Consider the following 26,335-nt stretch of genomic DNA (forward strand, 5'->3'; position numbering starts at 1 on the left):
TCAGCGGAACTGGCGCAGGAAGCGCAGGTCGTTCTCGAAGAACATGCGCAGGTCGTTCACGCCATAGCGCAGCATGGCCAGTCGTTCGACGCCCATGCCAAAGGCAAAACCGCGATAGGTTTCGGGATCAATGCCGCAATACTCGAAGACTTTGGGATGGACCATGCCACAGCCCATCACTTCCAGCCATTTGATGGAACCATCCTCGTTGCGGCCCCATTCGATGTCCACTTCCGCCGAGGGCTCGGTGAACGGGAAGTAGGACGGCCGGAAGCGAACGGCCAGATCCTTCTCGAAGAACACCCGCAGGAACTCCTCCACCGTACTCTTGAGGTCGGCAAAGCTGATGTCCTTATCCACCACCAGACCTTCCACCTGGTGGAACATCGGCGTATGGGTCATGTCCGAGTCGCAGCGATAGACCCGGCCCGGACAAATCATGCGGAACGGCGGTTGGCCGTCCTCCATGGTGCGGATCTGGACCGGCGAGGTATGCGTGCGCAGCAGGGTACCCGGATTGAAATAGAAGGTGTCGTGCATGGCACGGGCCGGGTGATGGCCGGGAATATTGAGGGCTTCGAAGTTGTGGTAATCATCTTCGATCTCCGGGCCCTCTTCCACGGTGTAACCGGCCCGGGTAAAGAACTGTTCCATACGCTGAATGGTGCGCGTGACCGGATGCAGCCCGCCACGGCTCTGACCTCGACCGGGCAGGGTCACGTCGATCGATTCCGCCGCCAGCCTGGCGTCCAGTGCCGCGCTTTCCAGCTCGGTGCGGCGGGCGTTGATCGCATCCTGCACCTCGCCCTTGGCCTGGTTGATCTTCTGCCCCGCCGCAGGCCGCTCTTCCGCCGACAGTTGACCCAGCGACTTGAGCTGCTGCGTCAATACGCCCTTCTTGCCCAGATAATCAACACGCACCTGATCCAGCGTCTGCAGGTCCGTCGCCTGCTGTACCGCTTTCAGGCCGTCCTGTACGAGTTGCTCCAGGTTTTCCATTGACCCTGCTCCAAATATGCGTTGTGTTCTTTGCGGGTGAGAACCCCTGAAAAATGACCGGTCGCGCGACGGATCCTTTTTCAGAGATTCCCGGATGTTCCAGGGGGCCCTATTCTACAGGTCCCAGAATAAAAAAGGGGGAAGAGCATGCTCTTCCCCCTACTTCGGAATGCCCCAAAGGGCATTCAATCCGATATGCAATCGATGAAAGAGCTTACGCGAGCGCAGCCTTGGCTTTTTCAACGACGGCACTAAACGCCTGTTGCTCGTTCATCGCCAGATCCGCCAGGACCTTACGATCGATTTCAACATTCGCCTTTTTCAGACCAGCGATCAGACGGCTGTAGGACAGGCCGTTGGCACGGGCACCCGCATTGATACGGGCAATCCACAGCGCACGGAACTGACGCTTACGGTTGCGACGGTCACGGTAGGCGTACTGACCCGCCTTGATGACCGCCTGCTTGGCAACACGATAGACGCGGCTACGGGCACCGTAGTAACCCTTCGCCTGCTTCATGATCTTCTTGTGACGACGACGTGCGACGACACCACGCTTTACACGAGCCATATCTCAATCCTTCTCTTTACTGAACCTGAAATTAAAGCGCGATCATGCGCTTGATGGATGCAACGTCAGACTTGGCAATTTGCTTGGTGCCGCGCAGCTGACGCTTCCGCTTCGGGCTCTTCTTGGTCAGGATGTGACTCGTGAAGGACTGCTTGTGCTTAAAGCCTTTGGCAGTCCGCTTGAACCGCTTGGTGGCCCCGCTCTTGGTTTTCATCTTGGGCATTTTATAAAACTCCGCATTTTATGATTTCAATAAATAATGAGTCCTGAACGACAAATCCCCCGCACTGTGACGGGGGACAGGCGATCAAACAGAACTCACTTTTTCTTTCGGGGGGCAACAACCATCGTCATTTGCCGGCCTTCCATCTTCGGCCGTTGCTCTACCTGGGCAAGCTCTTCGATGTCGGCTTCCACACGATTCATGAGCTGCATACCAATTTCCTGGTGTGCCATCTCACGACCGCGGAAACGAATCGTGATCTTGCCCCGGTCCCCGTTCTCAAGGAAACGTATCAGGTTGCGTAGCTTGACCTGATAATCCCCTTCTTCCGTGCCAGGCCGGAACTTGACTTCTTTTACCTGGACCTGCTTCTGCTTTTTCTTCGCAGCGGCCTTGGCCTTCTTCTCTTCGAAGACCTTCTTGCCGTAGTCCATGATCTTACAGACGACCGGATCGGAATTCGTAACCTGAACCAGATCCAGAGAAGCTTCTTCCGCGGCTTTCAGTGCGTCTTCGATGGAGACAACGCCCACCTGTTCACCGTCCGCTGCAATGAGACGTACTTCTGTGGCTTCTATATTCTCGTTGATGGGCGCTTTAGGAGCCCGTCCCCGATTCGTTCGCTGTTTAATAATCAGTTCTCCGTTTGATTTCTGCCTTTGCGGGACACGTCTTCGGCCAACAGGGCCCGGAAGGCGTCCAGCGACATGGTACCCAGGTCGTCGCCCTTGCGATTACGAACGGCAACGGCGCCGGCCTCGACCTCTTTATCACCGACTACGGCGAGGTAGGGTACTTTATTGAGCGTGTGCTCGCGAATTTTAAAGCCGATTTTTTCGTTTCTCAAGTCGGCATGCACGCGATAACCGGAATTTTCAAGGGCTTTCGCAATTTTCTCGCAATATTCGCGCTGATTATCGGTGATATTCATGATGGCCACCTGGGTCGGCGCCAGCCATGTGGGGAAAGCCCCCTCGTAGTCCTCGATCAGGATACCGATAAAGCGCTCGAACGATCCCAGTACCGCCCGGTGCAGCATGACCGGGGTACGCCGCTCGGAATTGTCGGCGACATACTGGGCGCCCAGCCGGCCCGGCATGGAGAAGTCCACCTGCACGGTGCCACACTGCCAGACCCGGCCGATACAGTCTTTCAGGGAGTACTCGATCTTGGGGCCGTAGAACGCCCCCTCGCCCGGCAGCAGTTCCCACTCGACGCCTTCGCGATTCAGGGCCTCTTCCAGGGCCGCCTCGGCCTTGTCCCAGATCTCATCGGAACCCACGCGCTTTTCCGGCCGGGTGGAGAGTTTATACAGAATCTCGGTGAATCCGAAATCGGTATAAACCTCATGCAGCAGGTCCATGAATTTGGAGACTTCTTCCTGGATGGCCTCTTCCTCACAGAAGATATGGGCATCATCCTGGGTGAATCCGCGCACCCGCATCAGGCCATGCAGCGCACCGGAGGCTTCGTTACGGTGGCAGGAACCGAATTCCGCCAGCCGCAGCGGCAGGTCCTTGTAGCTCTTGAGGCCCTGGTTGAATACCTGGATGTGACACGGGCAGTTCATCGGCTTGATGGCGAAGTCGTGCTTCTCGGACTCGGTGGTAAACATGTCATCACCGAACTTGTCCCAGTGGCCGGAGCGCTCCCACAGCGTGCGTGACACCACCTGCGGCGTCTTGATTTCCTGGTAACCATGCTGGCGCAGCTTGTCGCGCATGTACTGCTCTATCTGCTGGTAGACGGTCCAGCCGTCCGGATGCCAGAACACCATGCCCGGCGCCTCTTCCTGCATGTGGAACAGGTCCAGCTTCTTGCCGATCTTGCGGTGATCCCGCTTCTCGGCTTCTTCCAGACGATGCAGGTACGCCTTGAGATCTTTCTTGTTGCCCCAGGCCGTGCCGTAAATCCGCTGCAACTGCTCGTTGCCGGTGTCGCCGCGCCAATAGGCGCCCGCCACCTTGGTCAGTTTGAACGCCTTGAGCTTCCCGGTATTGGGCACATGGGGGCCACGGCACAGGTCGATGAATTCGCCCTGCTGGTAGAAGGACAGGTCCTCGTCACCCGGAATGTCCTGGATGATACGGACCTTGTAGTCCTCCCCCATCTCGTCGAACAGTTTGACCGCTTCGTCGCGGGACAGAACCGAGCGGAACACCTGGAAGTCCTGTTTGGCGAGTTCTTCCATCCGCTTCTCGATGCGTGCCAGATCTTCATTGGTGAACGGGCGGTCGAACTTGAAGTCGTAGTAGAAGCCGTTCTCGATCACCGGCCCGATGGTCACCTGCGCAGAGGGGAACAGGTCTTTCACCGCCATGGCCAGCAGGTGGGCGGTGGAGTGACGGATGATATCGACACCGTCCTCGTCCCGGTCAGTGACGATCGCCAGTTCGACGTCTTCATCGATCGTGTAACTGGTGTCGACCAGCGTGCCGTTCACACGCCCCGCGAGGGCGGCCTTGGCAAGTCCGGCGCCAATATCGGCGGCCACATCATGAACCGTGACAGACTGGGAAAAACTGCGGTGACTGCCATCAGGCAGGGTGACTACAGGCATGACAAGCTCCTGGCAGCGGTGATCCTTACGAGAGACCACATGGTTTTCAGGAATCGCGCCACGAATCGCGATCCTCTCAGGCGCCGGATTCTAACAGCGTCACGCCGCAGCTGTCATGCAAAAGCATCATGCCCGGAATGGTATTCCCGGCCTGGGCCGGAACCTCGACGCCCAGGCACCGTCGACGGGTCTCCGGTGACCCATACCCCCCGCGACCTTGCGGAACGCGGGGTTGGTTTGGGCTGACCCATCACGCCGGGGCCGGAGCCCCTTCCTCCCGGTTTCGTCGCCGGATTTGCAGGAAGGCAATCAGCACCAGCAAGAGCAGCGCCGGGATGAACATCAGCTCCTTCGGCGGCCGCTCCAGACGCGCCTGGACCGCATCGATGGTCCAGTCGAAGGAGAGACCGGCAGCCTCCGCCGGGCTGCCGAAGGTCACGAAGTCCACCACCATCCGGTCGCCGTCACGACGGACCTCCAGGCCCGCCTGCTGCAGGCGGTCTTCCGGGGTATCGCCGGCCGGCAGCGGCAGGTTGAGGAAGGTGGTCTTCTCTTCACCTTCGATCGACATGCCCGAAGCCTTGAGGATCATATCCTCGCCCGGCGGCACTTCGCTGATATGATCCATGATCTCCGTCCCCGGACGCAGCTCCGTGGGCGGGTAGACCATATCCCACCAAAACCCCGGGCGGAACAGCGTGAAGGTGATCAGCAGCAGCGCCAGGGTTTCCCAGATCCGGCTCCTGGTAAACCAGAAGCCCTGGGTGGCCGCCGAGAACACCAGCATCGCCGTGATCGCGCTGGCCACGGTGACCAGCAGGTCAAACCAGCCCGTGAGTCCGATCAGCAACAGCTGCGTGTTGAAGATGAACATGAACGGCAGGATGGCCGTCCGGATATCGTAGGTGAACCCCTGCACACCGGTCCTTATCGGATCGGCCCCGGAGATTGCCGCCGCGGCATAGGCCGCAAGCCCCACCGGAGGTGTATCGTCCGCCAGGATACCGAAGTAGAACACGAACAGGTGAACGGCGATCAACGGCACGATCAGCCCATTGGCCGCCCCCAGCGTGACGATGACCGGCGCCATCAGGGTCGAGACCACGATGTAGTTTGCCGTGGTGGGCAGCCCCATCCCCAGGATAAGGCTGATCACCGCCGTGAAGATCAGCATCAGCAGCAGGTTGCCGCCGGAAATGAACTCCACGAACTCGGTCATGACCAGGCCGATCCCCGTGAGGGTTACGGTACCTACGACGATACCGGCCGTCGCTGTCGCCACGCCGATACCGACCATGTTGCGACCACCGGTCGCCAGCGAATGCACGAGGTCCACCCAACCGTCCTTGAGCGCCGGCATGATGCTGCCGGAATGCTTGCGGAAGAGATGCTGCAACGGGCGCTGGGTGACGATGATAAAGATCATGAACAGGGTCGCCCAGAACGCCGATAGCTGGGGAGACAGGCGGTCGACCGTCAGACACCACACCAGGACCACCACCGGCAACAGGTAGTACAGCCCCGTCTTTACGGTGGGCCCGACCGGAGGAAGCTCAACCGCCGGCTCGTTCGGGTCGTCCTCTTCCAGCGGCGGGAAGCGACAGGAATAGCCCAGCAGTGCCACATAGACAATCACCAGCAGAACCGCCAGGATCCACGACGCTGCCTCTCCGAAGACGCCCTTCATCCAGCCCACCCCGTAATAGGTGGCCAGCGTAATGACACACAACCCGATCAGCAGCACGACCCAGTTCAGCATCCGCTGGGCCAGTGAAGGCTGATCCGTGCGCTCGATGCCGTGCATTTTCAGCTTGCAGGCTTCCAGGTGCACGATGTAGATCAGCGCGATATAGGATATCAGCGCCGGCAGGATCGCATGCTTGATCACTTCCAGGTAGGAAATGCCGACGTATTCCACCATCAGGAAAGCCGCGGCCCCCATAACCGGCGGCGTAAGCTGGCCGTTGGTGGAGGCGGCGACTTCCACGGCGCCGGCCTTGCTGGCGGGGAAACCGACGCGCTTCATCAGCGGAATGGTAAACGTCCCGGTCGTCACCACATTGGCGATGGACGAACCGGAAATGATGCCGCTCAGGCCGCTGGAGACCACGGCGGCCTTGGCCGGACCGCCACGCATATGCCCCAGTAACGCGTAGGAGACCTTGATGAAGTAGTTACCCGCTCCCGCTTTCTCCAGCAGGGCGCCGAACAGGACGAACAGGAACACGAAACTGGTCGACACACCCAGTGCGACACCGAAGACACCCTCGGTTCCGAGCCACTGGTGCGACGCCAGTTTTTCCAGGCTCGCCCCCTTGTGGGAAATGACGTCCGGCATGTAGGGGCCGGCCAGGGAATAGAAGATAAAGACCGCGGCAACGATCATCAGCGGCAGCCCAAGCGCCCGCCGCGTGGCTTCCAGCAGCAGGACCATGCCTCCGATGGCCACAATCATGTCCTGCAGGTTGGGCGCACCGGGGCGCGACGCCAACTGGTTATAGAAGATATAGATGTAGGACGCGGCAAACGCAGCCAGCAACGCCAGCACCCAGTCGTAGATGGGCACATGATTGAGCGTCCGCCCCTTGATCATGGGGAACGCTGCAAAAGCGAGGAAGATGGCGAATGCCAGGTGAATCGAACGGGCCTCGGTCGAGTTGAAAATACCCGTGTTGAAAATAAAGGGCAGCGGGGACGCTATCCATAACTGGAAAAGCGACCAGACGACCGGCACCAGAAACAGGATAGCGCCCGGTATCCCGGTGGCCGCCCTGCCGCCGGTTTCCGTCTGCATCACCGCTTCGGTATCAGAGAACTGTAGGCTCTGCTCCGCGTTGGATGACTTTTTTTCTTGGTTCGCCATTGATACGACCTTTCAGGAGGGATTGACCAAAAACGGCTGTCCCCGTCCGGGACAGCCGTGATCCAACCGATAAGTTCGAGCGGAATGATGGAAGCTGGCGAGCCTCCATTCCGGTCTTACTCCATCAGGCCAACTTCTTTGTAGTACTTGACCGCACCCGGGTGCAGCGGGGCACTCAGCGCATCATGCACCATTTCCTCTTTCTTCAGGTTCTCAAATGCCGGATGCAGGCGCTTGAAGCTGTCGAAGTTCTCGAAGACGGCCTTGACGATCTGATAGACCACTTCATCAGGCACATCAGCCGTCGTGACGACGGTCGCAGCCACACCGAAGGTCGTGGTGTCATCCGGGTTACCGCGGTACATCCCGCCCGGGATGGTCGCAACACGGTAGTACGGGTTTTCCTCGACCAGTTTCTTGGTCGCATCGTTCTGGACGTTGACCAGAACACTGTCACAGGAAGTCGTGGCTTCCTTGATGGCACCGGACGGGTGGCCAACGGTGTAGAAGAAGGCATCGATCTTGTTGTCGCACAGGGCCTGCGACTGCTCGGCAGCCTTCAGTTCGGCGGCCAGGGAGAAGGCGCTCATGTCCCAGCCCATCTCGTCCATCAGCACTTCGGCGGTGGCACGCTGGCCGGAACCCGGGTTACCGACGCTGACCCGCTTGCCCTTGAGATCATTGAAGTCCTTGACGCCGGCATCTTTGCGAGCCACAACGGTGAACGGCTCCGGATGCAGGGAGAACACTGCACGCAGCTTCTTGAAAGGACCGTCATCCTTGAAATCGCTGGTGCCGTTATAGGCGTGATACTGCCAATCGGACTGGGCAACCGCCAGGTCAAGTTCACCGGCCCGCAGGGCGTTCAGGTTGTAGATCGAGCCACCGGTACTTTCCACCGAGCAACGGATGCCGTGCTCCTTGCGATCCTTGTTCACCAGGCGGCAGATCGCCCCACCCGCCGGATAGTAGACCCCGGTCACGCCACCGGTGCCGATGGTGACGAACTGTTGTTCCGCCGCCGAGGCCGACCCGGATGCCGCTCCAAGGCTCACAGCGGTAGCCAGCGCGAAAGTGGATAGCTTGTGTCGAAGTGCCATTGTCGTCATTCCCTTCTTTTCTAGTTTATGTCACTCGTTTTCAGGGGCAGTCTGCGCCACCCCACCCTCTTATGTTCATTCTAGAACATAGACCATCAATCCAACGAAATAAAGCCGACCCTTGTAGCTAAATGCATGAGTCAAAAACAAAAAAGCCCGCGATTGCGGGCTTTTTGAGTAGCGGCCTAACCGCTTATCTGGCGCTTCTCGCCTTGGCCACCATCTTGTCCGGACGCAACAGGAAGCGAGCTAGGGCAGGCAGCAGCCAGATGGAACCCACCATGTTCCAGATGAACATGAAGAACAGCAGCAGCCCCATATCGGCCTGGAACTTGATGGGCGAGAAGATCCAGGTCACCACACCCAGCCCCAGCGTGACACCGGTAAAGATAACCGCCTTGCCGGTTGAGCGCAGGGTCTCGTAGTAGGCCTCCTGCAGGGTCTTGCCCTCCAGCAGGTACTTCTCCAGCTTGGTGTAGATATAGATACCGTAGTCGACACCGATACCCACGCCCAGCGCGATGACCGGCAGGGTCGCCACCTTGATGCCGATCCCCGTCGCCGCCATGATCGCCTCACACAGGACCGAGGTCAGGCCCAGGGGAACGATGATGCACAGTACGGCGCGGACCGACCGGAACGTCAGCAGGCACAACAAACTGACCACGCCGTAGACGAACATCAGCATCAGGTTCTTGGCCTTGGAGATGACCTCGTTGGTGGCCGCCTCGACGCCCGCGTTGCCAGCCGCCAGCTTGAAGTTGTGTACCTCGTTGCTGTTATCCGCGGCAAACCGCTCGACTTCCTGGACGACTGTCCGCAGCGTTTCGGCCTTGTGGTCCTCGAGGAACACCAGCACCGGCGTCAGGCTACAGTCGGTATTGATCAGGCCGCTCGGGGCCTCGCGAATGGACGCGTTGATGATGGTCTGGTTGCGGGAAATCTCGTACCACTTCCAGTTCCCTTCGTTGAGCGCCTTGGTCACCATCTTCGAGACATCCGCCAGCGACACGCTGGACTGCACGCCCGGCGTGTTCTGGAGATCCCATTGCAGGCGATCCATGGCACTGAGCACCTCATACTGGGTGCACTGCTCCTTCTGGGTTTCCACCATCACCACCAGGATATCCGCACTGGTGGAGTAGTTATCGATGATGTACTTGTTGTCCAGGTTGTAGCGGGAATCCGCCCGCAGCTCCGGTGCGCCCTGATCCAGGTCGCCCACCTTCAGGTCCTGCTTGTAGTAGAAGCCCAGGCCCAGGCCCAGCACGGCGATCAGCAGCGAGATCGGTGCCACCCCGGGATGGGAGAAATAGGACATGATCCGCCACTTGCGGTCTTCCTTCTGGCCATGGTGCTGGACGTGGTTGATACCGCCCTTGGTGATGCCCACGTAGGACATGATCAGCGGATGCAGAACCAGGTTGGTGATGATGATGATCGCCACACCGATGCCGGCAGCCACCGCCAGATCGCGAATCACATCAACCTCGATGAACAGCAGCGTCAGGAAGCCGAAGGCGTCGGATACCAGCGCCAGCATGCCCGGAATGTAGAGGGCACGGAACGCCAGCCGTGCGGAGGTCAGCGGATCGAAGCCCTTGGCCGCCTCGATGGCCATGGCGTTGACCACCTGAACCCCGTGACTGATGCCAATGGCAAACACCAGGAACGGCACCAGTACGGAATACGGATCCAGGCCGTAACCCAGCAGGCGCAGGATCCCCAACTGCCAGAAAACCGCCACGATCGACGCAAACACAGGCACCAGCGTGCCCGCGATGCAGCGGGAATACCAGAACAGCAGCAACGTGGTCAGCACGATGGTAATACCGGCAAACCAGGCAATGGAGCCGATACCCTCGATCAGGTCCCCCACCTTCTTGGCAAAGCCGACGATGTGGATGTCGATGTTCGGGTTCTGCTTTTCGTACTTCTGGCGGACCTTCTCTTCCAGTTGCCTGGAGAACGCCGCGTAATCCAGCGCCTCGCCGGTTTCCGGGTTCTTCTCGTACAGCGGGGCATAAACGATGGTGGACTTGAAGTTATCGGACACCAGGCGCCCGACTTCGCTGGAACGCAGGATATTCTGGCGCAGCTGCTCCAGGCTCTCGCGGGAGCCGTCATAGCTTTCCGGAATGACGGTACCACCCTGGAAGCCCTGCTCGGTGACCTCGACCCAGCGCACGTTGGGCGTCCACAGGGACTTCAGGCCGGAACGGTCCACGCCAGGCAGGAAGAACACCTCGTCGGTGATCTGCTTGAGCGTGTCCATGTAGTCCTTGGTGAAGATATCACCATCTTTCGCTTCCACGGCGATACGGACGAAGTTGCCCAGGTTCTCCAGGTCGTCCCGGTGCTCCATCATGTTGACGATGTAGGGATGCTCCAGCGGGATCATCCGCTCGAAACTGGCATCCGGCTGGATCTTGATGGCGTTGTAGCCCAGGAAAAGCGTCAGCAACAGGAAGGCAAACAGGATGATCGCCCGGTTGTTGAAGATCAGGCGTTCCAGGAACGGCTCCGCCTTGGGCGACGTGAAGTAATGCTCGCCTTTGTCGTGTTTGGGGTTGGACATTCAATGACCCTCTTCAGAATTCTTGTCGTGCTTATAGGAGATGGCGGATCAGGGATTCCTGCCGTTGATGTCGGTGTGCTTGACGCCACCCTCACCGAACAGCACCAGCTCCTCGTCAGAGACCGGCAGTACGGACATCACGCCCTGACGATCAGACCTGAAGTAGGTCCGGAAACTCTCTGCGTTGTTGGAACTCACCAACACCGTGCCGCCGTTGCCAACCAGCGTGATGCGGCCATCTTCGGCCACCGCGCCGCTGTTCAGCGTGTTCGGCGAATCGTTGGGTACGGTGGTCCAGCTGCGGCCCAGGTCGGTCGACATGAAAACGTGGCCACGCAGTCCAAAAGCAAGGATTTCATTGACGTCACCGGTGCCCATAACCCCAAAGAAGGAACCGGTATAGGGACTCTCCACCCGCTGCCAGGTATCGCCGCGGTCGGTGGACAGGAAAATCGTGCCGGCTTCGCCGACGATCACCAGGGCGCCGCCGGTGATTTCGGCAATGCCATTGAGGTGAAAGCGATCCGGATTCGGCACGTGGGCCGACCAGTCACGCCAGGTCTGGCCACCGTCATCGGTGCGGAAGAGGAAACCGTAGGAGCCCACCGCAAAGCCGGTCCGGTCATTGGCAAACCAGACATCCAGCAGCGGTTTCCACGGCCCCACTTCCTTGTCGGCCTGGGCGTCCTCGAGGCTGAACTGCATGCCCTCCAGGGTCCACTGCAGGTCTTCCTTCTGGTCATCCGGTGCGTCCTCCACCTTCTGTTCCAGCTCGGCAATTTGTTCTTTCATCGTGGCGATGACCAGATCCGCCGCCTTGGTGCCGTCGAGCTGTTTCTCCCAGGTCTCGCCGCCGTCGCTGCTGTGCAGGATCACCGCTCCGTGACCGACCGCCCAGCCCTGCTTCGGCGTCGGGAAGCTGACGCCCGTGAGGGTCGTGGCCACCGGAACCTTACCCTGTTGCCAGGTCTGGCCCTGGTCATCGGAGTAGATGATGTGCCCACGCTCACCCACGGCCACCATGCGATCTCCCGCATAGGTGCTGTCGGTCAGCAGGCTTTCGTCGGCCAGCGACGTCGGCCTGGCAGGCGTCTCAAGAACATCACTGACTGCCGCCGCCCAGGGGCTGGCCAGTGCCAGTGACAGCCCCAGCAACGCTGCAAATGCCTTGCGCTTGAAAGGTGTAGCCATTCAGATTGCCTTTATTCTGAGTTGTTTAGTGTCTGTCGTGCCGTCCGGATGCGATCCGGCAACGGGCAGTCGCCGGGACTCCGGCTCCTGCCCGGTCTCTCCCGATCAGCGCACGCTGCGACGACGCAGGGACGCTGGCGAGAAGTAACGCTTGTTGGGAACATCGTCCGTGAAGACCCGCGTATTCGGCTCTTCGGTATCCAGGCCCTGAACGTTGTAGCGACGCGCCTGCAGGTCATTGAAGACCTCCAGGGTCGACCAGACGCCCGGCAGCTCGTAGAAGTTCTTGACGATGGCCATGCTGACGCGCCACAGCTGGTCGCGACTGTCGTACTGATCCACCAGCAGGGTGTTCCAGCTGTCCTCGTCCACGTAGAAACGGCGTTTGGAGTAGATGTGGCGCTGCCCCTTCTTCAGCGTCGCCAAAACCACGTGAACGCGATGCAGTTCCCAGCGGGTCAGATCCGGATTGATGTGGGAGACACCCAGGATCTCGCTGTAGGGCAGGCCTTTCTGCGCGATCCTGTAGTTGTTGTAGGGCACATAGATCTCGCGCTTGCCCTCGTAGGTCCAGTTGTAGCGATCCAGGGCGCCGTTGAAGATGTCGGTATCGTCCGCGGTACGCAGGTTATCCGCAGCGGCGATCGGCGAGTCGTAACCCAGGTTCGGGGCGCGGCGTACACGGCGCTGGCCGGCGTTATAACCCCAGCCGTTACGCGGATTCTTGATCTGGTTCAGGGTCTCATGAACCAGGATGGCACCGCCGGCCAGACGGGGCGGAGACTCGGTGAACGACAGGTAGTAGAACAGGATGTTGTCCAGCGTGGACTCGTCGCCTTCGGGGTTGTCGAAGTTGAAGAAGGCTTCCTGCTGGGACCGGATCAGCGTGTAATCGCCGTTCTGCTGGACCGCCACTTCGTTGGAGCGGCGCGTCACACTGATACCCCGCCAGCGGGTCAGGTGGTTCCACATCACCTGATAGGCCTTCTGCTCGTTGTCGCCGCTCAGGATCGGGAACGGATAGCCGCCGTAGGCGCCCTTGATGCCGGCGCCCTCACCCACGATGGTCGCGGATATGGCGTTGTCTTTCGTGTTCTTCGCCACCCAGTCCGGTATCGCGTGGCTGCGGTGGGTCCGGTAAACCGGGATACGGAAGGTGGTGGGGTAGGTTTCGATCATGGCGATGATGCCATCGCTCAGATGATCGCGATACTCGTCGAGATTCTTGGCATTAATAGTGAACAGAACCTTGTCATCCGGGAACGGATCCGGATGGAAATCACCGCTTTCCTTGTAGCCGGAGCCCGCAGGCGGCTTGGTGATGCCGCCGGTCCACGCCGGAATCGTGCCGGAGGCATTGCCGGCCACCGGAGAGCCAAACGGTGTCAGATCCTGCCCCAGACGCGCAGCTTCGGCAGCGGAAACCGCGGCACTCGCCTGGCCGGACATCATGGAAAGAGCAAGCACACTACCCAACAGCCATTTCTTGTTATGGATCATTGTTCGGACCTTTCACGTGTCTAAAAGCCGAAAGGCTTCTGTTTTTTATAGTATTTCCGGCCGGATCAACCCGGACCGGCAGTGCCATTGACCCTGGCATCTTGTTCTTTGACTGTGGCAACCAGGGCCGCCACAGGGCGGATATCCCTCGCACAAGGATCCACCTGCAAGAATCGAAGGTTAGCCGATCTCAAGTCAAAATCCATCAACCGAAAGTGCGATTTTGTAGCGATGTGCAACGTTGAGCCGGGCCGTGGCGGGGGTTGAATGGCGAGGGGACGGGGCAGGCCGCAAACAAAAACGCCCCGGGGCCGGGAAGCACCGGGGCGTGACATGATGGGAGGCGATCAGCCCTTAAGGGACTTGTGGACCACCTCGTAGACGTCCTTGGACAGGTCGGGCCTGGCCTGGATCTGCTCCAGGGCCGCCCGCATGCCCTCGCGATAGACCTCGCCGTAGTTGCGCCAGCGGGTCAACGGGGCCACCAGTCGCGCCGCAATCTGCGGGTTGGTGCTGTCCAGCGCCAGGATGTGCCTGGCCAGGAAGCGATAACCGGAACAGTCCTCGGCGTGGAAGTTGGCCAGGTTCTGACCGGCAAACGCCCCGATCACCGAGCGGATCTTGTTCGGGTTCTTCCAGTCGAACGCCGGGTGTTCGAGAAGAGCCTCCACCGCCGGTAGCGTCCCGGCCCGCGGGCTGCCGGCCTGGATGGAGAACCATTGTTCAACCACCTGCGGATCGTCACTGAAGCGTTCGTAGAAAGCATCCAGCGCCTTGCTGCGATCCGCCTCGAAGTCGGAATTCACCAGTGAGCGTAACGCGCCGGCCTGGTCCGTCATGTTGGTGGCGGACTCGAACTGCTTCAGCGCCATCAGCCGCGCTTCCTCTTCGTTGATGTGCAGCAGCCAGCCCAGGGCGGTGTTCTTCAGGGAGCGGCGGGCAATCGCTTCCGGCGTCGGTTCATAGTCGCCGTCCTCGCGGTTGCGCAGGTAGCAGGCCAGCAGCTCGTCCTGTAGCTCCAGGGCCAGTTGGTTGAGCACGCGGGTCCGGGCACTATGGATGGCCTGGACATCCGCCACATCCGACAACTCGATCAGATAGGCCTCGCTGGGCAGGTGCAGCATCTTGGCCACCAAAGCCAGGTCCAGGTCCGTATCGGAGAGCAGCTGCCGGAAAGCCGTTACCAGCCGCGGATCCACGGTCTGCTCCTGGGGCTGGCCCAGCATCGACTGGATCACGTCCACCGCCAGCCGCTGTCCGGCATCCCAGCGGTTGAAGCCGTCACTGTCGTGACTCATCAGGAACAGCAACTGGTCGCGGCTCCAGGGGTAACGCACCTTCACCGGCGCCGAGAAGCCCCGCAGCAGCGAGGGAACCGGGCGTTCGGCGACGTCGTGGAAGACGAACGTCTGCTCCGCCCCGGTCAGTTCGAGCACCCGGTTCCTGGGCGCATCGGACGCCCCGGCTTCGAGCTTCAGCGGGAGGTCGGCGCCGCGTTCACCGATCAGGCCAACCGCAAACGGGATATGCTGCGGTTGCTTCTCCGATTGTCCCGGTGTCGGCGGAACATGCTGGCTCAGCGTCAGCGTATAGGTGCGGGCCTGCTCGTCGTAATGATCGGTCACGTCCACCACGGGCGTCCCCGCCTGCTGGTACCACAGCCGGAACTGGCTGAGGTCGCGTCCGCTGGCGTCTTCCATCGCCTTGACGAAGTCGTCGGTGGTCACCGCCTGGCCGTCATGGCGCTCGAAGTAGAGGTCGCTGCCCTTGCGGAAATCGGCTTCACCCAGCAGCGTGTGGATCATGCGCACCACTTCGGCGCCCTTTTCATACACGGTCAGCGTGTAGAAGTTGGAAATCTCGATGTAGGAGTCCGGCCGCACTGGATGCGCCATGGGGCCGGAGTCCTCGGCAAACTGTGCCGTGCGCAGCAGCGTGGCGTCCTCGATCCGTTTGACCGTGGGCGAGCCCATATCCGACGAGAACTGGGAATCCCGGAACACGGTGAAGCCTTCCTTGAGGCTCAACTGGAACCAGTCCCGGCAGGTCACCCGGTTACCGGACCAGTTGTGGAAGTACTCGTGCGCGACGATGGCCTCGATGCGCTGGAACGCCGCATCCGTTGCCGTGTCCGCACTGGCGAGGACGCAGGAGGAGTTGAAGATGTTCAGCCCCTTGTTCTCCATGGCGCCCATATTGAAATCGTCCACGGCAACGATCATGAAGATATCCAGGTCGTACTCCCGGCCATAGATCTGCTCATCCCAACGCATGGCGCGCTTGAGCGAATCCAGGGCATGGTCGCACTTGGCCGCGTTGCGGGGCTCGACGTACATGCGCAGGTCGATGTCGCGGCCGGACTGGGTCTTGAAACGATCGCGCTTTTCGACCAGGTCACCCGCCACGAGGGCAAACAGGTAGCAGGGTTTGGGGAACGGATCCTCCCAGGTCACGAAATGGCGACCGTCCTCAAGGTCCCCGCGGTCCACATCGTTGCCGTTGGACAGCAGGATCGGGTAACGCGCCTTATCCGCTTCGACCCGGGTCCGGAACCGGGCCATGATGTCCGGGCGATCCGGGAAATAGGTAATCCACCGGAAGCCTTCCGCCTCACACTGGGTGCAGAACATGCCGGAGGATTTGTAGAGCCCTTCCAGCCGGGTGTTATCCTGCGGCAGTATCCAGGTCACCACGCCCAGGGTGAAGGCATCGGAGACCTTCTCGATGCGCAGGCCGCCTGAAGTCACCTCGAAATCCGACGGCGCCAGGGGCAGCCCGTTGACGGTCAGGCCTTCCAGCTCAAGCCCTTCCCCGTCCAACTCCAGCGGCTGCCCGGGATCCGCATCGGGATTGCGCCGGATCTCCATCGAGTTGTAAACACGGGTCCCTTCCTCGAACAGCTCGAAACGCAGGTCGACATGGTCCACCAGATACGGCGGCACCTTGTAGTCCTTCAGGTAAATGGTCCGTGGCTGACTGGTTCGCATGGTACTTTCTCCGGTTTGGCGATCCCGGTCCCGGCCGGGATCCGGCGCCCCGGCTCTTGCGGGGCCCGACACTTCAGTTTGAAAACAGGTCCGAGGTCTGCGGCTTCTCGCCGAACACCTGCAGACGCACACTGTACGCCGTGAATTTACGAATGTTGATCACGCCGCTGTCGAGGATGAGGTACTGACCTTTTATGCCCTCCAGACGCCCGGCAACCGAGGGTGTTTTATCCAGGTTGTGGGTCCGGATGCGGGTTGGCCAGACCTCGACCGGATAGGCGAGATCCGTGGTGTCGTCCGACACCGGACGTATCGCTTCCTGGCCATGCTCATCGCGCAGCCGGTCCAGCGACGCCTCGATGGTCTCCAGCATGCGCGCCCGCTCTTCCACCAGGTCGAGCGGTGGCACATCGCCCTTGAGCATGGCCCGCCAATTGGTGCGGTCGGCCACGTAGTCCTTGCAGATCACCTCCACCAGGCCCGACAACTGGCGCGTGGCCACCTCCAGCATGGGAATGGCGGCAATGGCACCCTGGTCGATCCAGCGGGTCGGCACCTGTGACTTGCGGGTAATCCCCACCTTCAGGCCCGAGGAATTGGCCAGGTACACCACGTGGGGCACCATGCAATGGGTCTCGCCCCATTCCGGCTCGCGACAGGTTCCTTCATGATAATGGCATTTTTCCGGGCTGACGATGCAGCTGTCGCAAGCGGCCAGTTTCCGGAAACAGGGGTAACAGAACCCCTGGTTGAAGCTCTTCTTCGTCAGGCGATCGCAATGGATACAGCGGATCTCCCCGTCGAAATCAATCTGGATATCCCGGCCGATCAGGTCATTCAACGGCACCAGCGTCTCGCCGACCTTCATCCGGTAATGCACTGGTGAGCCGGGCTCGACCGGCATCTTGCGTAGCGGCCCCTTTACATCAACGACTGCGGACGTCATCTGCGACACCCTCAATTCAGGATGCGGATGGGTGTGGTATCGCCCACAGGCGTCGAATCCTGCAGCTCCTTGCGCTCGCGGTCAATGTAGCCCACCCGCTCTTTTTCGGGGATATGGTGCTCATTCTCGTAATGGATCACAGCCTCCATGCAGATCTGGCGCTGCTCTTCGGAGACTGGGCGACCGTCCGGCCACTTGCCCAACTCCACGGCACGGCGCAGGCTCCTGTAGACCGTGGGATCCAGTCGTTTGATCAGTTCTTCGTAAGTCATCCTCTCCCCTTGAATCGCAGGCCCGGACTGCGCAGTTTACGACAACGCAGCCTTCGACCGATCACGTCAGCTTAACATAGCGACCATTGTCTACGGGGCGTCCACCCCGGGAAACAGGCTATCGCCACGATGATCTCTGGTGTGGAACAAACTTTTTTCAAAAAAGTCGACGAAAATCTTTGACAAGCGCAAATGATAATAATTACTATTTGAACCGTACCAAGTGGGAACGGTCGTTTCATTTGGTCTCTCTCATCAGGAGCTTAACAGGCTCATTTTATGCCCCGCCGTTTGGCGGGGCTTTTTTATGTCTTATAAAACGTTCGTGGGCGTGTAGCCGATACGCCGAAGGGGGTTAAACGTGCCGGTATCCCCGCGTTGCCGTAGATACCATCTGTCCCTACATTTGAGGGAGACTTCAGGCGCCCTGGGTATCCTGTTTGCGTGGCGGAGGCATCAGCACGGCCATGATCAGCCCGGCCACCAGGCCACCGAGATGCGCCTCATTCGCCATCGATCCGAGTCCGAGGATCCGCGTCAGCGGTGTAAAGCCAATCAGGATCCACACCAGTGAGACCACGATCAGGGCCGGCGGGAACTGGAACCGGGGTCGGCGCTGCTGGCTGAGCCAGCAATAGCCGAGGATGCCGTAGACCACCCCCGACAGCCCGCCGAACAGGGGACCGGAAACCAGGAACTGGAGGGTGTTCGACAGCAGGCTGACGACCACCACCAGGATGCCCAGGCGCCGTTTTCCATCAAACCATTCCACCTGACTGCCGAGGAACCACATCATCACCGCGTTGAAGATGATGTGCGACCAACTGAAATGCAGCAGGTCCGGCGTCAGCAAACGCCAGATCTGCCCCTGGGAGAGGCTTGCCGTCAACGCATCGAGCCGCTGCGCCAGGGTGTCAAAGACAAACCGGGTCGGATCGACAAACATCAAGGCGGCCGACGATGGATCGCGCCCCAGCCCGGTAAACCAGGACACCAGCGCAGCCAACCCAATGATCGCCAACACCATCGGCGCATGCCTGGGCGATGGCTGCCAGCGGCCATTGACGAAGACCGGGGAGTGGTTGGTTTCATGGATGGCCCGTCGCACTTCGGGCCGGGACAGGAACTGCTCAAGCGCAGCCAGTACCGGTTCGGCGTGTTCCTGATGGGCCAGCCAGAGAACCTGCTGGCCACCCTCCTCGGAAATCCGGTGTTCCACGCCCTGCTGGCGCAGCCACTGGCTGAAGTCGGCCAGGTCCGTCTCGGCCGGCAGTTGTTTGACTCGGTACAAAGGGTTACCTCGTAAGACTGTCTTCGGTTTGCGAATCGCGCGGCAGTTCCGGCCGCGGCACGTTAACCCAGACAAATTTGTCCGCGGAAAGTTGCCGCTCGTCGTCCATCCGATAGGCCACCAGGCGACCGTATTTCACCGCGCTGTAGTCGATGCAGGCGACGTTGGGCTTGAGCGGTGCCGGCCGCCCTTCCCGCCAGTAGTGCCCGACGAAGACCGGCGGCTCCGAGGGCGGATAGGCGAGGATCTTTTTCTTCTCGGACTCGGACAGTGGCCGGTTGGCAATGTCCTCCGGCAGCGGGTCCGGCTGGAACACCACATCGTTGTAGGTCTGGGGATTCTCCGCCCAGAACTTGGTGCGGAAGAAACGACGCACAAATCCGTCCTTGCCTTCGATGTGCAGCCCGTCGGGCAGGCGCAGGTCGGTGCCCCGCAGCAGGCGGTCCATGACCCGTCCGGCGAAGGAGTCCAGCACCGACGAGGCATGGAGGAAATCCTCGTCGATCAGGTTGCCGCCCTGGACTTTCTTGAACTGCTCGATCAGCCGGCTGTCCCAGCAGGCGTGCACGACCCGGAAATGCGCCACTTCCAGGAACAGGGGCAGCGTGTAGAACCATTCCAGGAACTCGTTCCACTCGTGGGGATAATGCTCGAACTGCTCCAGGGTCTCGCGGATCAGGCGATCGTGCCGGGGGTTGTGTTCCCGCAGGAATTTATGATCACTGCCGGGACGGGCCCGGGTGCAGTAGCCCAACGCATTGTATTCATGGTTTCCCATGGTGATCTGCGCGGAGCCACGTTCGACCATGTCCCGCACCATGTGCAGCGACTCGCGGATGCGCGGTCCCCGGTCGATGATGTCGCCGATGAAAATCGCCTGGCGGCGCTTGTGTTCATAGACCCCGTTGAGCTTGCGATACCCCATCTGCTCCAGCAATGCCTGGAGGGTGTGCGCGCACCCATGGATATCGCCGATGATGTCATAGCCCCGGCTGCCTGACCGCTTTACAGACATAGTTAACTCGCTGCGATGTTACTGGCCCAACCGAGTTTCTCCCGGCACGTGGCGTAGAAATTGTGATCCGTCGGATGAATCAGGCGAATCTTGAAGGGTTTCTTGGTGATACGGATGATATCGCCCGGCGCGCAGGACACGTCCATCTGCCCGTCGCAACTCATCTGGGGATAGGTTTCGTTGTCCTCGCCGATCACCAGTTTGATCTCGCTCTTGCCATCCACCACGATCGGTCGGCTGCTCAGCGTATGCGGGAACATCGGCACCAGCACCACCGCGTCCAGTTTGGGATGCATGATGGGACCGCCCGCCGACAGGGAATAGGCAGTCGAGCCGGTCGGTGTCGAGACGATCAGGCCGTCCGAGCGCTGGCTGTAGACAAATTGGCCGTCGATATACAGGTCGAAACCGATCATGCGGGTCGATTTGCCGGGATGCAGGACCACGTCGTTCAGGGCGGTTCCGAACCCCACCGGGTTGTCGCTGCGGGTCACGTGGGCATCCAGCAGGAAGCGGTGTTCTTCGATGTATTCGCCCTGCAGCACACGGCCCACGCGTTCTTCCAGATCGTCCGGCGAGATGTCGGTCAGGAACCCGAGCCGGCCGCGGTTGACACCGAGGATCGGAATCTTGGACTTGGCCAGTTCCCGGGCGGCCCCCAGCAGGCTGCCATCGCCGCCAACCACGATGACCAGATCGCAGATTTCACCCAGCAGTTTCTTGCTGGCCACCTGCAGCCCGTGACCGGGCAGCACGGTGGCGGTTTCCGACTCCAGGATCACCTGATAGTTCTCGTTGAGCAGATAGGTCTTCAGGTGGCGCAGGGTTTCCACCACCTTGACGCTGTTCATCCGCCCAATCACACCAATATTTCTGAATTGCTCCATTCGTTATCCTGTGCCAGCCCAGTGATGCGTGTGGGTCACTCGGGTTATAGTGACCGGACCGTTTTGCCGTAGCCCCGGCTGGGAGTCTGCACAGCCGAGCGTGCGGATTCCCGGGAGCCACTCACGGCGATTGACGCCTTTGCCGGAAGTCGCCGGGCGCGTTCAGTGAACACGGGTCCGCCAATACTACCCAAAGTGACAGCAATTCTGAAAAAAGAACAGGAGCCCGCCATCGCCCCTCCCGGCCCACCGTCGACTCATTTATGGCAGACCGCGGCGGTCAGACACCTGGCCTGGCTGTGTCACGCTCCCCAGCTGTCCGACAACGACCTGCATTTTGACCTGGCCGGCTACCTGCCCGAGGATCTACCGCAGCGTCTGGCAAGGCTGGACGCGCAGCCACGCCCCCTGGAGACACTGCTGGCCGCCCATCCCAGTCCCCGGCTGGGTTTCTACTTCGAACGGCTTTACCAGTTCCTGCTGACGGAACTGCTCGGCTGGCGCATCCTGCTGATGAACGAACCGGTCCGCGAGAACGGCCGAACGGTAGGCGAACTGGACTTCATCGTGGAGAACCCCCGGGAGCGGCGAATCGAACACCATGAAGTAGCCGTCAAGTTCTACCTGGGATATACCCAGGCCGACGGCAGCTGTTATTGGTTCGGCCCCAACGCCAAAGACCGTCTCGACCGCAAGGTCCGGCGGCTGACCCACCACCAGTGCCGTTTGACCCGGCATCCCGCGGCCCGGCGAATCCTGGCCCAACAAGGCATCGGGGAGAGCCCCCTGCCCCGGCTGTTCATGCCCGGCTACCTGTTCTACCCGGCCGGAACATCCATGGCCTCACCGGCCGGCGTGCCGCCCCGGCATGAGAGAGGGGACTGGTGCCGCGTCGAAACACTGGACCCTGCCTCGACGGCGAGCTGGCATTGCCTGATGAAACCCCACTGGCTGGGGCGCTATCAATCGCCGACACCGCCGGACCAGGCCAACACCAGAGCGGTGCTCGACGCCATCCGGGCCGGTGGCGCACCCCGCCTGTTTGCCAGCATGGCACCCCGCCCGGATGGCAGGGGTTGGGAGGAAGCAGCCAGGACCTTCGTCGTCCCGGCCCACTGGCCTGAGGAGGCGCCCTAACCGCTGACGGATCAGAGCTGGTGCTTTTCGCAGCGGTCGTTGATTCCCGGATGGAAATCGGAGGGCTGGCTGACCCGGATCAGCGGCTCATGGCAGGGTTTGCCGTCAACCTCGGCCTGGCAGCGCGGATCGTCATGGTGGGCCAGCCATTGGCGATAGGCCGGTTCGTTCAAACCGCACTTGTCGGCCACGAAGGCCATGGCGTTCTCGAAATAGCGGGGAATGTCCTCGTACGGCAACGTGATATGGCCGAGCCCCGGATGATAGGCGACCAGAAACACATTTTGCGACTTCAACTTCGCCATCAGGGTGTTTTCGGCCGGTTCCCGGTGAGCCAGCTCGTAGCGCTCCTGCTCCAGCACCACGATCTTGTCGTTGCGCAGTTCCAGCTCCCGCTGCTTGCGTTCGAGCTGTTCGCGCAGCAGGACCACTTCGGCATCGCTGGCTTCCTGGCGGGCTTCGTTGGCTGGATCTGACTCGCCCAGTTCCTGCTGCAGGTTCAGGTATTGTTCGTTGCGTTCGGAAAGCCTGACCTTCAGTTGTTCGTTCGCCAGGCGCTGACGCTCCAGCTTCTCCTCCATGGCCTGCAATTCATTGCGCAACGTCTGCATCTCATGGCGATGCACGCGCTGCATGTCCGCCATGGCGTCCCGATGCACGCTCTGGAGGGTTTTTATGCGCAGGCGCTGCTCGCGGATGGTCCGGGCCAGCCGCACCCGCTGGCGGGCCGCTTCCCGGGTATCCGTGGTGCTGGAGGAACGCTTGACGGCCGCCTGCAGGACCGGAATGTCCTCGTCCGGCGCTTCGATCGCTTTTTTCTGGAATTTCAGGTGGTTCTCATCCACCGCCCGGCGGATGGACTGAAAGTGGTTGCTGCCCGGGGTCATGTCCGGGTCCCAGAGCTCATTCGAGAATCCCGGCTCCGGGCATTGGCTACGGCAGACCAGATGAATCGGGCCGGCACCAAGATCCGGGCCCTTGGCCCCGATTTCGGATAGCTTTTCCACCGGCACGTTCCAGTGACTGTCCGCCCGGCCTTCTTCATCAAAATAGATGCGGAAAAACACCAGGCCGCGGATGCCGAGATCCGGGGCCAGGTTCAGGTAGACGGCCCTGACATCCGTATCGGCCAGGTCCGACAACCCCACATACCCGTCGAGGAAGGCACCAAACTCCGAGCCCCGCATCTGCCTTGCGACCGTCGCGCCGTCCATAAAAAAGACGGCCGAATACCCTTCGTCCGCCGCGGCGGTTTTCGCCATGCCTTGCCTCCGGTGGTGCCGTAAAACGTCAGAAATCAGCGTTGTTTGTAATTTACCGTCTATTGTAGACATCCCGCCGCGGAGAATAAGCAGAAATCTGCAACGTTTTGAAACCGTCGACCGCTCAACACCGCCGGAAGGCCCTCATGGCGCGGCGGGAACCGATCCTGCCAGTCCTGGGCGCACGGAAGGCGCACTAGACATTAGTTGTAACTACGCCCATCTTTATTTGCTTAATTTTTGGACATCTCCAAAGCTTAAAGTGCACCTGATCGATAAAGGTTCGGCCACCCGGAAGCTGCACAGGAAGGATAGCGGTTGCGCAGCCCCGGGGCCGACGGAAAACAAGAGTCATTCGGGGAGAAGCACAATGTCAGACAACAAGTTCAAACGCCGCAGTTTCCTGAAGGGCAGCGCTGCCTTGGGGGCCGGCGTCGTCGCACCCACCATATTCACGCGCTCCGCCAACGCCTATACCAACGAACCCGGTGACAGCCGGGTCGTCCTGGGCTTTAACGTGCCCCAGTCCGGTCCCTATGCCGACGAGGGCGCGGACGAACTGCGTGCCTACAAACTCGCCGTCAAACACCTCAATGGTGAGGGCGACGGTGGCATGCTGAATACATTTTCCTCCAAGACCCTGAACGGTGCGGGCATCCTCGGCCGCAAGGTCGACTACGTAACCGGCGACACCCAGACCAAGTCCGACGCCGCCCGCGCCTCGGCCCGCGCCATGATCGAAAAGGATGGCGCCATCATGATCACCGGAGGCTCATCCTCCGGGGTTGCCATTGCCGTCCAGTCCCTGTGCCAGGAAGCCGGCGTTATCTTCATGGCCGGCCTGACCCACTCCAACGACACCACCGGCAAGGACAAGAAGGCCAACGGCTTCCGCCACTTCTTCAATGCCTACATGTCTGCCGCCGCACTGGCGCCGGTGCTGGGCAAGGAATACGGTACCGACCGCAAGGCCTACCACCTGACCGCCGACTACACCTGGGGCTGGACCCAGGAGCAATCCATGATTGCGTTCACCGAAGAACTCGGCTGGGAGACGGTGGGCACGGTCCGTACCCCGCTGTCGGCCACCGACTTCTCGTCCTACATCGCGCCCGTGATCAATTCCGGGGCGGACGTCCTGATCCTCAACCACTACGGCGCCAACATGGTCAACTCGCTGACCAACGCGGTGCAGTTCGGCCTGCGCGACAAGGTGGTCAATGGCAAGCAGTTCGAAATCGTGGTTCCGCTCTACTCGCGGCTGATGGCGCGCGGTGCCGGCGATGCGGTCAAGGGGATCTTCGGCTCCACCAACTGGCACTGGACGCTGCAGGATGCCGGCTCCCAGGCTTTCGTCAAATCCTTCGGCAAGGAGTATGGTCATCCGCCATCCCAGGCTGCCCATACCTGTTACGTGCAGACGCTGCTGTATGCCGACGCGGCGCAGCGGGCCGGCAGCTTCAATCCCTGCGCCATTGCCGAAGCCCTGGAGGGCTTCAAGTTCGATGGTCTGGGCAACGGTCCGACGCTCTATCGCGCTGCCGACCACCAGTGCTTCAAGGACGTATTGGTGGTCCGCGGTAAGGAAAAGCCCGAGTCCGAGTTCGACCTGCTGGAGGTCTTCAACGTCACACCGGTCGATAAAGTGATGTACGAACCGGACAACCCGATGTTTGCCGGAGGCTCTCTCGGCAAGTGCAATCCGGGCGCCTGACCCGGAAGGTACTGCCATCCCTGACGCAGGTCCACGTCGCCGGATGTGGACCTGCGTTGATGCGATCTGGATATGCCCGGCCTCGTTCGGGCGATTGTTATCAGACTCGTGCCCCGTCAGCGTGCTTCGCTTGTCGGCCGAGCGCCTGCATGGCGACCGGCAACAGGTGCGCGAATGCCCCGGACGGGACACAAGGGAGAACCGATGGATGCCATTATTCTGCAGATCCTGAACGGCCTCGATAAAGGCAGCGCCTATGCGCTGATCGCCTTGGGCCTGACCCTGATTTTCGGCACGCTGGGTGTCGTCAACTTTGCCCACGGCGCCCTGTTCATGATCGGCGCGTTCTGCACGGTCATTCTCAACAAGCTGCTGTCATTGGAAATGGTGACCAAGTCCGCCACCGAAACCACCCCATGGGGCACACCGGTGGAGGTCCACACGCCCTACGTCGTGATGTGGTTCGGCAAGGTGGGCGAAACCATGATCGACTACTCGGTGTTCTGGTCGATCCTATTTGCCATTCCCGTCATGCTGATCATCGGCATTGCCATGGAACGGGGCCTGATCAAGTTTTTCTACAAGCGGCCCCACGCCGACCAGATCCTGGTGACGTTCGGCCTGGCCATTGTGTTGCAGGAGATCATCAAGCAGATTTTCGGCGCCAATCCGATTCCACAACCGGCCCCCGACGCCTTCGTGGGCTCGATCGATATCGGAGCCCTGATCGGCCTGGGCGCCAATACCGTGGTCTACCCCATCTGGCGACTGGTCTACTTCCTGTTCGCGGCGGTGATCATCGCCGGAGTGTTCGCCTTCCTGCGTTTCACCACCTTCGGCATGGTGGTCCGGGCCGGCATGGCCGACCGGGAGACGGTGGGTCTGCTGGGGATCAATATCGACCGGCGCTTTACGGCGATGTTTGGCCTGGCGGCGGTGGTCACCGGTCTCGCCGGCGTGATGTACACCCCCATCCTGTCCCCCAACTACCACATGGGTATGGATTTCCTGGTGCTGTGTTTCGTAGTGGTCGTCGTCGGTGGCATGGGCTCGCTGGCCGGCGCCGTCGCAGCCGGCTTCCTGCTGGGCGTCCTGCAGAGCTTCGCCTCCATGCCGGAGGTGAAAGAGTTCCTGTTCGGCTTCTCGATCGATCAGGTCATCATCTACCTCGTTGCCGTCGTGATCCTGCTGACCCGTCCGCGGGGCCTGATGGGGCGCAAAGGCATTATGGAGACCTGA

20 protein-coding genes are annotated in these 26,335 nt (G+C 60.6%); 3 read left to right on the top strand and 17 right to left on the bottom strand.

Features of this window, described 5'->3' with window-relative positions; genetic code table 11:
* The 16 genes from pheS to EZI54_RS00995 form a co-directional block, all read right to left on the bottom strand.
* Complete coding sequence (gene pheS, locus EZI54_RS00920) at nt 1-999, bottom strand: phenylalanine--tRNA ligase subunit alpha (RefSeq protein WP_131478093.1); 999 nt, start codon at nt 997-999, stop codon at nt 1-3.
* 214 nt (nt 1,000-1,213) lie between these two features.
* Nucleotides 1,214-1,570, bottom strand: coding sequence for a 50S ribosomal protein L20 (gene rplT / locus EZI54_RS00925; RefSeq protein ID WP_111497796.1), 357 nt, complete (start codon nt 1,568-1,570; stop codon nt 1,214-1,216).
* A gap of 31 nt (nt 1,571-1,601) precedes the next feature.
* Complete coding sequence (gene rpmI / locus EZI54_RS00930) at nt 1,602-1,793, bottom strand: 50S ribosomal protein L35 (protein WP_131478095.1); 192 nt, start codon at nt 1,791-1,793, stop codon at nt 1,602-1,604.
* A gap of 95 nt (nt 1,794-1,888) precedes the next feature.
* The gene (infC, locus tag EZI54_RS00935; RefSeq protein WP_131478097.1) at nt 1,889-2,431 is read right to left on the bottom strand and encodes a translation initiation factor IF-3; all 543 of its coding nucleotides are present in this window, start codon (nt 2,429-2,431) and stop codon (nt 1,889-1,891) included.
* Nucleotides 2,428-4,353 carry a threonine--tRNA ligase gene (gene thrS, locus EZI54_RS00940; RefSeq protein ID WP_131478099.1) on the bottom strand — a complete coding sequence of 642 codons (1,926 nt, stop codon included), beginning with the start codon at nt 4,351-4,353 and terminating at the stop codon, nt 2,428-2,430. The genes infC and thrS overlap by 4 nt, the downstream gene beginning before the upstream one ends.
* A 250-nt stretch (nt 4,354-4,603) precedes the next feature.
* A complete protein-coding gene (locus tag EZI54_RS00945) occupies nt 4,604-7,216 on the bottom strand; it encodes a TRAP transporter permease (protein ID WP_131478101.1) in 2,613 nt (870 codons plus the stop codon).
* A gap of 116 nt (nt 7,217-7,332) precedes the next feature.
* The gene (locus EZI54_RS00950; RefSeq protein ID WP_131478103.1) at nt 7,333-8,316 is read right to left on the bottom strand and encodes a TAXI family TRAP transporter solute-binding subunit; all 984 of its coding nucleotides are present in this window, start codon (nt 8,314-8,316) and stop codon (nt 7,333-7,335) included.
* Nucleotides 8,317-8,509: 193 nt separating this feature from the next.
* Nucleotides 8,510-10,894, bottom strand: a complete 2,385-nt coding sequence (locus tag EZI54_RS00955) for an efflux RND transporter permease subunit (RefSeq protein WP_131478105.1) — start codon at nt 10,892-10,894, stop codon at nt 8,510-8,512.
* A 48-nt stretch (nt 10,895-10,942) separates the two neighbouring features.
* The gene (locus tag EZI54_RS00960; RefSeq protein ID WP_131478107.1) at nt 10,943-12,085 is read right to left on the bottom strand and encodes a YCF48-related protein; all 1,143 of its coding nucleotides are present in this window, start codon (nt 12,083-12,085) and stop codon (nt 10,943-10,945) included.
* Nucleotides 12,086-12,190: 105 nt separating this feature from the next.
* Complete coding sequence (locus EZI54_RS00965) at nt 12,191-13,585, bottom strand: DUF1329 domain-containing protein (protein ID WP_131478109.1); 1,395 nt, start codon at nt 13,583-13,585, stop codon at nt 12,191-12,193.
* A gap of 347 nt (nt 13,586-13,932) precedes the next feature.
* Complete coding sequence (pepN, locus tag EZI54_RS00970) at nt 13,933-16,572, bottom strand: aminopeptidase N (RefSeq protein ID WP_131478111.1); 2,640 nt, start codon at nt 16,570-16,572, stop codon at nt 13,933-13,935.
* A 73-nt stretch (nt 16,573-16,645) separates the two neighbouring features.
* Nucleotides 16,646-17,518, bottom strand: coding sequence for a DUF2797 domain-containing protein (locus tag EZI54_RS00975; RefSeq protein WP_131478113.1), 873 nt, complete (start codon nt 17,516-17,518; stop codon nt 16,646-16,648).
* An 11-nt stretch (nt 17,519-17,529) separates the two neighbouring features.
* A complete protein-coding gene (locus EZI54_RS00980) occupies nt 17,530-17,790 on the bottom strand; it encodes a YeaC family protein (RefSeq protein WP_131478115.1) in 261 nt (86 codons plus the stop codon).
* Between the two features lie 418 nt (nt 17,791-18,208).
* Nucleotides 18,209-19,081, bottom strand: coding sequence for a rhomboid family intramembrane serine protease (locus EZI54_RS00985; protein ID WP_131478117.1), 873 nt, complete (start codon nt 19,079-19,081; stop codon nt 18,209-18,211).
* Nucleotides 19,082-19,085: 4 nt separating this feature from the next.
* The gene (locus EZI54_RS00990) at nt 19,086-20,096 is read right to left on the bottom strand and encodes a metallophosphoesterase (protein WP_131478119.1); all 1,011 of its coding nucleotides are present in this window, start codon (nt 20,094-20,096) and stop codon (nt 19,086-19,088) included.
* Between the two features lie 2 nt (nt 20,097-20,098).
* Nucleotides 20,099-20,983: an NAD(+) kinase gene (locus EZI54_RS00995; RefSeq protein WP_131478121.1), complete on the bottom strand. Its 885-nt coding sequence runs from the start codon at nt 20,981-20,983 to the stop codon at nt 20,099-20,101.
* Nucleotides 20,984-21,178: 195 nt separating this feature from the next.
* On the opposite strand from EZI54_RS00995, the gene EZI54_RS01000 reads away from it, so the two are divergent.
* Nucleotides 21,179-22,120, top strand: coding sequence for a DUF1853 family protein (locus EZI54_RS01000; RefSeq protein ID WP_165495646.1), 942 nt, complete (start codon nt 21,179-21,181; stop codon nt 22,118-22,120).
* Nucleotides 22,121-22,131: 11 nt separating this feature from the next.
* Here EZI54_RS01000 and EZI54_RS01005 read toward each other — a convergent pair whose 3' ends face one another.
* Nucleotides 22,132-23,382, bottom strand: a complete 1,251-nt coding sequence (locus tag EZI54_RS01005) for a DNA repair protein (RefSeq protein WP_131478125.1) — start codon at nt 23,380-23,382, stop codon at nt 22,132-22,134.
* Nucleotides 23,383-23,752: 370 nt separating this feature from the next.
* Between EZI54_RS01005 and EZI54_RS01010 the strand changes: the two genes are divergently transcribed.
* Together EZI54_RS01010 and EZI54_RS01015 are read left to right on the top strand one after the other, a co-directional pair.
* Nucleotides 23,753-25,096: an ABC transporter substrate-binding protein gene (locus EZI54_RS01010; protein ID WP_131478127.1), complete on the top strand. Its 1,344-nt coding sequence runs from the start codon at nt 23,753-23,755 to the stop codon at nt 25,094-25,096.
* Between the two features lie 204 nt (nt 25,097-25,300).
* Entirely contained in the window at nt 25,301-26,335 is a 1,035-nt protein-coding gene (locus EZI54_RS01015; RefSeq protein ID WP_131478129.1) for a branched-chain amino acid ABC transporter permease, read from the top strand.

Source organism: Marinobacter halodurans, from assembly GCF_004327985.1.
Classification (GTDB): Bacteria; Pseudomonadota; Gammaproteobacteria; order Pseudomonadales; family Oleiphilaceae; genus Marinobacter_A; species Marinobacter_A halodurans.